Consider the following 10,097-nt stretch of genomic DNA (forward strand, 5'->3'; position numbering starts at 1 on the left):
TTTTCTCAGGAAGCTCAAAATATGGGTTGCGGTTATTGTGATAATTGTATAGAGAAAAAAAGTAGTTCTCAAATTAAAATTGAGACGGCGCGACCCGTTTAACTATATTATTAATAAGTCTGGTAATTGTCAAAAAACTTCTTGAAATTACAGTTCAGGAATTGAGGAAATGAATCAATATTTTTCTACTAGAAAGTGTCGATGGCAGTTTTGATTAGAAGCATTTGGTTTTTTTTAGGAAGCTCAAAATATGGGTTGCGGTTATTGTGATAATTGTATAGAGAAAAAAAGTAGTTCTCAAATTAAAATTGAGACGGCGCGACCCGTTTAACTATATTATTAATAAGTCTGGTAATGGTCAAAAAACTTCTTGAAATTACAGTTCAGGAATTGAGGAAATGAATCAATATTTTTCTACTAGAAAGTGTCGATGGCAGTTTTTATTAGAAGCATTTGGTTTTTTTTAGGAAGCTCAAAATCTGTGTTGCGGTAACAGTGATAATTGTATAGAGAAAAAAAGTAGTTCTCAAATTAAAATTGAGACGGCGCGACCCGTTTCACTATATTATTAATAAGTCTGGTAATGGTCAAAAAACTTCTTGAAATTACAGTTCAGGAATTGAGGAAATGAATCAATATTTTTCTACTAGAAAGTGTCGATGGCAGTTTTTATTAGAAGCATTTGGTTTTTTTTAGGAAGCTCAAAATATACGTTGCGGTAACAGTGATAATTGTATAGAGAAAAAAAGTAGTTCTCAAATTAAAATTGAGACGGCGTGACCCGTTTAACTATATTATTAATAAGTCTGGTAATGGTCAAAAAACTTCTTGAAATTACAGTTCGGGAATTGAGGAAATGAATCAATATTTTTCTACTAGAAAGTGTCGATGGCAGTTTTGATTATAAGCATTCGGTTTTTTTCAGGAAGCTCAAAATATACGTTGCGGTAACAGTGATAATTGTATAGAGAAAAAAAGTAGTTCTCAAATTAAAATTGAGACGGCGTGACCCGTTTAACTATATTATTAATAAGTCTGGTAATTGTCAAAAAACTTCTTGAAATTACAGTTCGGGAATTGAGGAAATGAATCAATATTTTTCTACTAAAAAATGTCGATGGCAGTTTTTATTAGAAGCATTTGGTTTTTTTCAGGAAGCTCAAAATATGCGTTGCTGTAACAGTGATAATTGTATCAAGAAGAAAAAGTAGTTCTCAAATTAAAATTGAGACGGCGCGACCCGTTTCACTATATTATGAATAAGTCTGGTAATGGTCAAAAAACTTCTTGAAATTACAGTTCGGGAATTGAGGAAATGAATCAATATTTTTCTACTAGAAAGTGTCGATGGCAGTTTTGATTATAAGCATTCGGTTTTTCTCAGGAAGCTCAAAATATGCGTTGCGGTCATTGTGATAATTGTATATATAAAAAAAGTAGTTCTCAATTTTAATTTGAGATGGCGCGACCCGTTTAACTATATTATTAATAAGTCTGGTAATGGTCAAAAAACTTCTTGAAATTACAGTTGAGAAGTTGAGGAAATGAATCAATATTTTTCTACTAAAAAATGTCGATGGCAGTTTTTATTAGAAGCATTTGGTTTTTTTCAGGAAGCTCAAAATATGGGTTGCGGTTATTGTGATAATTGTATCAAGAAGAAAAAGTAGTTTTAAAGATGTAAAGTTAAAATAACTCTAGTTAAACTCTAAGAAAATAGTAAGTAGGTAAACCCAATAAATTATATCATTTAAAACAAAGAATGTTACGAATAATTTGGTCAACAAAAATCATTAAAATCAGATATATATTTGCAACAAAGCCGAATTATTTGATAGTCAAAAATGATAATAACAACTCAATCTAGCTGACTACTGACTATTAGACATCTCCGATCATCAAAAGTCAAATCAATTATGGCGCATAAATCATCAATTATTTCCCCCTAATCCCTACTCCCTCTTTTCCGGAGATGTCTAATAGAAACAGTCCCAGTATTTGTAGTAAACATTTATCAAAATTTCTATATATGAGTTACAACAAAACTATTATTGTCACTCATTCCAAATAATAAACCTATCTCGTCCTTCTTCTTTAGCTTGGTATAATCCTAGATCTGCAGACTTAATCAATTGTTCAGGAAAACTTTGATCGTTAGGAATAGTAGTTGCAATTCCCATACTTAGGGTGACATAGGAGCTATTCAAAGAGGTTTTGTGAGGTATCTTCAGAGAATGAATGCCATCTATAATTATATTTGCGACTCTGGTTGCTTCAGAACAATTTACTCCTGGTAAAACAATTGCAAACTCTTCCCCACCGTACCTCGCAGCAAATTCTCCACAACGGTTGACACTACTATCCAAAACTTGGGCAACAGCACGAAGGCAATTATCTCCTGCTAGATGACCGTAGGTATCATTGTATTTCTTGAAATGATCGACATCACAAAGAATCAACGATAAGGGTCGTTGTTGTCGTTGCATTCGTCGCCACTCTTGCTGAATAAGTATATTAAACTGACGCCTATTTACCAGTTGGGTTAACTCATCAATGGCAGCTAAACGATTAAGTGTAGCTGTTCTTTCCAAAACTTTTTGTTCTAGCTCTTGATTAATTATACGAAAGCGTCCAATAACTAAAATTAAACCTGAAATTGCTAGAGCAATGATAGTCATCAAGACAGTAGAAATTACTTTTAATCCATCTTCAGCTATCAGCATAACATTATCAACGGGCTGAGTAATTTCTACAATGCCACGCACTTGTCCAACTTTCCAATCTTTTTTAGGACTACTTCGCAGTGTATTATGACAAGCTACACAACTTGGCTCCATGAGGACAGTTTCCGTATAGCGAAACGAGAGGCGATCGCCAAATTGCTCTTTGCGATAAAATGAAGCTTCTGGATGCTCTTTCAGGTAAGTTAGTGCATCCCACTCAAACTTATCTTGAGGTCCTCCTGTTAGTTGTCGATTAGGAAATGGATAATCACTGTAAAGTCTAAATAACATACCTTCTGATTTATCACTGAGGCGCTCCCCAAGTTCGATATTATAGGTAGCAGGATTGGGAATACCTCCTTTGACAGCATGGTATTCAGGTATGGCCATAATACCATCCATTGACTTGATCCGATCGACAACATTCTTGCTGTACAGTATTCTAGCTTCATTCAAGGTTTTGACAGCTACTTTTGCGTATTGCATTGCTTGGGAATCTACTAAATTAATCGTAAGGTAGTAGGTTCCTGCTAAAGCTATACCAAAACCCAAACAGAGTAAAGTAAAAAGAATGATAATTATATGTGTATAGAGCAGTTGATATAGTAGTTTACAAAGCTTTAATAATTTCCATTTTAGGGCTTTCATCATGTATTTTAAAGTAATGTTCATCAACTAAAATAAAAAACTCTAAAAATTTGTCCTTTAATCTGATTGATTTATGATAAATTAGTTTCTTCAAAGCAGGGGAGTGATTGAGCCTCTATAGGTTTTTTTCTCTCTTTCTCAACAGTGATATAAGTATTGGGTCATTTCAGTTATCAGTTATTAGTACCTCTGGCGCTCATCATTAGGATTAAAATAATGAACCAAATATTCTCTTGTTCGATTGGATCTGGTTAGGTAACTCATCCATCCCATCCTAAGGGAAACTTTGTTAACGACCACTTTTTTATCCCCTTAAAAGGGGAGATTTTAGACCTCATAGGGTATCTATAAATAAAAAATTAAGCCTTTATGTAACGTGGGTTAGGCGACAATAATCTCACAACATAACTCAGGAGATTTATCTGGCAGCTGTCACCCACGAAATATAGATATTTGAGGCGTTTATTTAGATTTATTTTACCGAAATCATTAAACAATTAAACAATTAAATAATTAGATAATTCAGGTTTAAAGCCTCCCCTTTCAAGGGGATAAAAATAAATTTTTTCCCTTATTAGTCAATCCTCTCCCTTTTAGGAAGAGGTAATTATCCATTATCCATTATTGAAAGATACTTTCTTACTTTTTGGTAACTATTAAATATCCTTAAAATGTGGTTTTAACCCGTTTAAGAAAATACCTAAAATATTCGTCTTTTTAGAGCGATAATTCTCAAATAAGACAACAAGAGAAAAATCAATTAATGGGAACGACGTTTAGGTATTTCACTAAAAAATGTAGCAATAAGTAAACAAATAATACCAATATTAATTGAAACATCTGCCACATTAAAAACGGGAAAATCTATAAGGCGAAAATGGAGAAAATCTACAACATAACCAGAAACGAATCTATCAATACCATTACCCAATGCCCCTCCTAAAATTAAACCATAACCTAGTTGTTCCCACCGATTAAATCTAGGCCCAAACCAAGCCCAACCCATGAGACCTAGACTAACTATCAAAGATAACCAGCGCAACCAGTACACTCCACCATTACTAAATAGACTAAAAGCTGCTCCAGTATTAGTAACATAAGTAAAGTGAAATACACCAGGCCACAAAGCTAGACTTTCTTCGAGTTGAAAATTTTGTACTACCCAAAATTTAGTCAGATGGTCTAATACAATGCTGATAATAGCAACTATCCAAAATATGGGATTTTTTTTAAAACGTAATTTCAAAGTTAATAATTAATATATTTGTTTGGCTTTCTTCTACAATTTAGCAAGATATTTGTCAGATGGCTATCCTATAGCAGGGAACAGGGAACAGGGAACAGGGAACAGTTAGAAAAATATTTCCTAGTCTTAGATTCATCATCAGTAATTATTAAGAGCCAACTCTTTCTTAGCTATATCATCAAAAAAGCTTGAAGAAAAATATTTTTTAGGGGAAGCAACAAGGGCAATTTAACCATTGAAATATTTTGATCTATAGATATAAATTTAAACTTAATCTAGTACAATTATTAAAATATTATTTCTAACTTTGAAATTTAGTATTGTAGAGAATTCAGGATGTTTTTTTAACTTACGTATAATTAATAATTAATAATTAACAATTAATAATTAACAATTAACAATTTTATCTTCTGTAATATAAGGATTTGGTTAAAAGGATTTTTTTTATTCTCTTGGTCGATTGGATATGGTTAGGGAATAATTCATCCATCTCTCGACCGCTTTTTTTCCATGAATGGAAAGGCTTTATACCTTAATTTTTGGGTTAAATAAAATAATTAAATATAAGTATCTACACAAAATTAATTACATATTCTTGAGCAAAATTATCAAGCACTTTTTTGAGATAGCAAAGCAAGCTTTTCCAGCTTTCACATTTCATCAATTTCAATCCATTCATACTTAAGAAATTTCTCGATAATTTCAATTAGGTAATGCTTTCCTGAGTAAGTTGGTAACCAAAACATCTCTAAATTTTTCCCCTTCCACTCTTCTAGTTTTTCGCTCATTTTATCACTCGTAAGGATATCTTTATGATGGTAAAATAGGTAATTAATTTTGTGTGACTGCTTAAATAATTGCAATTGCACTTTTTTTCGATTTTTACTGACAATAAGTAGTAAAAAAAAATTATTTTTGTGTAATTTTAAATATCGATAATAATCAAATTTAAACTATATACTTTTAAACAAGTGGATATGGTTAGGTAATCCATCCATCTCTCGACCGCTTTTTCTCCATGAATGGAGAGGCTTTATATCTGAATTTTTGGGTAAAATAATTAAATATGAATAATTGCAATTGCACTTTTTTTTTAATTTTTACTGCCAATGCCAATAATTAGTAAAAAAGATTATTTTTGTGTAATTTTCAAGATCGATAATAATCAAATTTAAACTATATACTTTTAAACAAGTTTTTTCTCAAAAAATAAACCACTTTTTATTATTATAAGGTAGAGTTTCATATTAACTCCTATTCTTTTTCCAGAGAAAAATTAAACTTGTTATATCATCAACTAAGTTAAAAAAATTTATATGTAAATTTCAAAATTAATCATCATTACTTTAATTACAATCCCATTTTTAGATTTAACTAATTAGCAGCTATTAAAATCTTTATCTCTTACCTAAATCCTGTAAAGAATTAATTTTTTCTAGATAATTATATCTCTAATAAAATAGTAAACGTCGTAGGAAATAAGCCATAACTGCTACAGCACATATAATTCCTAATTGTCCTGGTAAAGGAAAAATAGAATATCTAAAAATAGCTTCAAATAAAGATAATGATGTTGTATTTTCCCACCCCGAAATATTGAAAATATTACTAATAATCAAATAAATTAACCCAGTTACATGAACGCTCAACAACCCACATAAACAACTAAAAGCCAATGATTCTAATTTAGGATATGCTTGAAAAGCTAAATATCCACATATCCAAGCTCCAGGAATAAAACCTAATAAATAACCAAAACTAGGTTCTCTCAAATAACCAATACCACCACCTTCGCTAAACACAGGTAATAAAGTTAGACCTAAAAATATATAAGCTATTTGAGAAATAACAGCAGCATTTTTTCCACCTAAACAACCTACCAATAAAACAGCACCAACTTGGTAAGTTACTCCCAAAGAAAAAGTCTTAACTTCTTGCTGTTCCCAAATCCAAGTAGGACTCGCAAAAGAAGCAGGTAAAAATGTCGCAGCAATTGTCAAGAGTAAACCTGTAATTGCCCATAGTAATTCTATTGTAATTGTCATTTCAGTTATCAGTTAGCCTCCTTTCCTGGAGGATGCTATGCAAATGGAGGAACTGCGTTTTTCATGTCGTCCAGCAAAAGAGTTATTAGTTATCAATACCTTTGACTAAAGTCATAGCCTTGAAATAGTTACTAAATCTATAGAAAAATATTCCTAGACAAGTGTTTTAATTAAGTGTTACCTTAACGGGGTGAACTACAACACCCTCTATCCCATTGCTAAAAGCGTTTGGGACTACTTTTCGTAATATGTTTAAACTTCCATTAACATCAGCATTGTATTTGACACCATTTGAAGCTTGATAAAGTCCTCTTTTCACTCGTTTACCACTAAATCTTTGTTTGACACCTTTTTGATAAACTGGTAAGTCGTCCCAGTCTAAAAAACTAGCTTTTGATGTATAACTTTCTTCATTAATTATTACTTTTATTCCTACTAATTTGCCTTTGTATTTTAGTTGTTCAATTAACTTAAAAAAAGGAATTTGAACAAAATTTTGATTGTTTTTTTTGCCAAGATTTATACCTTGTTTCCAGTTAGGATTATTTCCTATTACTAAAACTCCTATCTGATTTTTGATCAGATGATTAATAATATACCTGCTAGTCTTATGCAGATAATCGTCAATCTTTAAATTTCTTTTTGTCGATAATCTTTTGATTCGATTACTACTTTTAGTCTCCTTTAATTCTGACTGTAGTTTACCCTTTTTCTTGTTATAGAATTGATTAATTGATTTGACTGGTCTGCCGTTAATAATAAAGGGTTGAAAACCTTTTTTATTTGATGTTACAGTCGCCAAATTATTCACTCCCAAATCTACAGAAGCCACATTAGATTCTGACAAATCTAATTTAACTTCAACGGATTCGTAAACCACTTCTATAACATAGTAATTAAGCTTAGGAATTATTCTCACTTGTTGCAGAGAATCATAATTTATTTTACTATCAAAAAATAGCTCACTTTTTGATAGTAAGATCTTCTGATTTTTGACTAATTGAGGTTTACTAATCGCCTGTTTTGTATAAACTAGAATATTCCTTCCTTTCTGTTTGTCTTTATATTTTGGCAGTTTAGGACGGCTTTTAAACTTACTTGAACATTGGTTATAAGCTCTTATAGCTTGAAAAAAACTTTGCCAATTTTTATCTAAAAGAATCAACACCTGTTGAGAAACTTTCGCCGGTATTGCTTGATAATCTGCTCCCGATTGTAATAACTTTTGAACTTTGTTATAATCTAGATAATTTCCGTTATTAATAAACTCTTGTCTAACTATGTAGTTAGCCATGTTGTAGAGATTTTTAGACAAGAAAGCTAGAGCATCAAGTGATTTATAATTGGGATGATTTTTTTTAATAATAGTACGTTCTACTAACTGCATTATCCCTCCTGTAAACATTTAACGAGCTGTTCTGCTTTCCTCTCTCAGTCTAAGATATTTTTAGTTGTTTTCCTATGTTTTTCTATAAAATCAATAAAACTTTACAATACTGAAGTTGATTTTTTTCATCCCTATTTTTAAGTCACGGCAATTAACAATTATTTTTTAGCATTAAAAAATTATATTACCATCCAAGACCTAAGTACCTGCACAAAATTAATTCAACATATACTGGAACTAGGGAACAAGAAATATAACTGAACTTAACAAACTCAGAAGTCAAAAGTTAGAAGTCAGGAGTTATTTTTGTAGTGGCGTTTTGAGCAACCCTCCAAAAATATTTCACCTTAAAAGGTGGGGTTCTATACCGTTTCGCTGAATTGAGAATTGAGAATTGAGAATGCTAGATTTGATAGCCTAAAAATGTTTGATAAAACAACAGTTTCAGGCAATTATTTGACATTTAAAGTTGGAAACTATTTATGACATCCTTAAAGTGAATTGGTATAGAACAAATTATTTTGATAAATATACAAATAATTCTGTCTACTACTTATAACTTGGAATAGGAGCTTCCCCACCCTGAAGTCCAAGAGATTCTAGCATTGCTTGGTCCTTTTCTGGAGGTTGACCAAGAGTTGTCAGATAATGGCCGATCAACATAGCATTAATACCAGCTTTCAAACCCAAAGCTTGCAATTCTCCCATCACAGCTTCTCGCCCTCCAGCATAACGAATAATTTGTTCTGGTAGGATAAGACGAAAAATAGCGATCGCCTTCAAAGCATCATAAGGGTCTAATTTAGGCAAATCGCCTAATGGGGTACCTTCACGAGGATTCAATAAATTCAAAGGTACAGACTCAACCTCCAACTCTCGCAAAGCTAAGGCCAAATCTATTCTATCTGCCCAAGTTTCACCCATACCAATAATACCTCCGCTGCAAGCTTGAATACCTGCTGCTTTGAGGTTTTTCACTGTTTCGACTCTGTCATTCCAGCTATGAGTCGTGACAATTTCTGGGTAAAAATGCTCAGAGGCTTCCAAATTATGATTGTAGCGAGTTACTCCTGCTTCTGCCAATGCTTGGGCTTGTTCTTCCGTCACTTCTCCCAAAGCACAACAAGGCTTAATATTAGTCTCAGCGATAATTTGTCTTACTGTGGCCAGAATTTCCTCAAACTCTGTAGACTTGGGACTATTATACTTAATACCCCTACCCTGAGAAACCAAACAAAATCTTTTAGCTCCACCTGCTTCTGCTGCTTTTGCTTGAGCCAAAATTTCCTCAGTAGATTTGAGGCCATAAACAGGAGATGCTTGTCCTGGATGATAAGCTGACTGGGAACAGAAACTACAATTTTCTGAACAGCCTCCAGATTTGACATTAATGATGCTACACAGGTCTACAATATTACCACAGCAGGCTTTACGAACTTTATCGGCAGTTTCACAAAGTAGCAGTATATCTTCTTGTTCTGTAATCTGAGTAAGTGTCATAGCCTCTTGTTGGCTAAGACGATATCCAGAAATAATTTGGTTGGCTAAATTATTGAGCCATTGCTCCAACTTCTTTCTCGTTTCTGGCAAAGATAGGAAAGTTTTAGTATTAGTTTCTGTATTGGTTGATAGGAGAGTTTGAATCACGGCGAGCCTTTAATAGTTAAGGTAATTTTTAATATCGTCGAAATTTTACCATCTTTATTTGTTCATTTCCATACCATTAGTCTAAAAGTAATTTTGAAAATATTTTTGATAAAAACCTAGAGAACTAACAAAGTCAAGTCAACACTAGATCCCGATTCTCATCAATACTACCTAAATACCTTTCATTACTTCAACATCAAGTTGAATTTCGTGACATCCTCCCGACGCTGACCCTAGGGGGACAGCGCGGGCTTCCTAACCTCGCAGTTATGAATTCCTGCCCCACGCCACTTATCTAGGTCATAGACCCCCGACAGACCGACTTGACAGGCTGTTTCCTTTCCCCAGAGTCCCTGGGCTACTACATTCTCTAGTCCACGATGCAAAACCATTTCTGCTGC

The 10,097-nt window shown here is 32.8% G+C and carries 7 protein-coding genes and 1 pseudogene; 2 read left to right on the plus strand and 6 right to left on the minus strand.

Translation table 11 applies throughout. The annotated features are described in order from the left end of the window. The first annotated feature begins 1,085 nt into the window (after positions 1-1,085). Together F6K40_RS35985 and F6K40_RS35990 are read left to right on the plus strand one after the other, a co-directional pair. Positions 1,086-1,211, plus strand: a complete 126-nt coding sequence (locus tag F6K40_RS35985) for a hypothetical protein (RefSeq protein ID WP_293143693.1) — start codon at positions 1,086-1,088, stop codon at positions 1,209-1,211. A gap of 333 nt (positions 1,212-1,544) precedes the next feature. Further along, complete coding sequence (locus F6K40_RS35990; protein ID WP_293143696.1) at positions 1,545-1,670, plus strand: RecQ family zinc-binding domain-containing protein; 126 nt, start codon at positions 1,545-1,547, stop codon at positions 1,668-1,670. A gap of 384 nt (positions 1,671-2,054) precedes the next feature. Here F6K40_RS35990 and F6K40_RS35995 read toward each other — a convergent pair whose 3' ends face one another. The 6 genes and pseudogenes from F6K40_RS35995 to bioB form a co-directional block, all read right to left on the minus strand. Further along, positions 2,055-3,374 carry a diguanylate cyclase domain-containing protein gene (locus F6K40_RS35995; protein WP_293143699.1) on the minus strand — a complete coding sequence of 440 codons (1,320 nt, stop codon included), beginning with the start codon at positions 3,372-3,374 and terminating at the stop codon, positions 2,055-2,057. 757 nt (positions 3,375-4,131) lie between these two features. After that, the gene (gene lspA / locus F6K40_RS36000) at positions 4,132-4,617 is read right to left on the minus strand and encodes a signal peptidase II (RefSeq protein ID WP_293143702.1); all 486 of its coding nucleotides are present in this window, start codon (positions 4,615-4,617) and stop codon (positions 4,132-4,134) included. 571 nt (positions 4,618-5,188) lie between these two features. Further along, a pseudogene (locus tag F6K40_RS36005) lies at positions 5,189-5,423 on the minus strand (IS630-like element ISMae24 family transposase); the annotation flags it as partial. Between the two features lie 645 nt (positions 5,424-6,068). After that, the gene (locus F6K40_RS36010) at positions 6,069-6,662 is read right to left on the minus strand and encodes a biotin transporter BioY (protein ID WP_293143705.1); all 594 of its coding nucleotides are present in this window, start codon (positions 6,660-6,662) and stop codon (positions 6,069-6,071) included. A gap of 166 nt (positions 6,663-6,828) precedes the next feature. Next, positions 6,829-8,049: an RNA-guided endonuclease InsQ/TnpB family protein gene (locus F6K40_RS36015; RefSeq protein WP_293143708.1), complete on the minus strand. Its 1,221-nt coding sequence runs from the start codon at positions 8,047-8,049 to the stop codon at positions 6,829-6,831. Positions 8,050-8,598: 549 nt separating this feature from the next. After that, entirely contained in the window at positions 8,599-9,696 is a 1,098-nt protein-coding gene (gene bioB, locus F6K40_RS36020) for a biotin synthase BioB (RefSeq protein ID WP_293143711.1), read from the minus strand. Positions 9,697-10,097 lie beyond the last annotated feature (401 nt).

It is taken from the genome of Okeania sp. SIO3I5 (assembly GCF_010672085.1).
In the GTDB taxonomy this organism is placed as follows: Bacteria; Cyanobacteriota; Cyanobacteriia; order Cyanobacteriales; family Microcoleaceae; genus Trichodesmium.

Excerpts from the sequence above, each read along its gene's own strand:
- F6K40_RS35985 (WP_293143693.1), top strand. The coding sequence starts at position 1,086 with ATGAATCAATATTTTTCTACTAAAAAATGTCGATGGCAGTTTTTATTA.
- F6K40_RS35990 (WP_293143696.1), top strand. The coding sequence starts at position 1,545 with ATGAATCAATATTTTTCTACTAAAAAATGTCGATGGCAGTTTTTATTA.
- F6K40_RS35995 (WP_293143699.1), bottom strand. The coding sequence starts at position 3,374 with ATGATGAAAGCCCTAAAATGGAAATTATTAAAGCTTTGTAAACTACTA.
- F6K40_RS36010 (WP_293143705.1), bottom strand. The coding sequence starts at position 6,662 with ATGACAATTACAATAGAATTACTATGGGCAATTACAGGTTTACTCTTG.
- F6K40_RS36015 (WP_293143708.1), bottom strand. The coding sequence starts at position 8,049 with ATGCAGTTAGTAGAACGTACTATTATTAAAAAAAATCATCCCAATTAT.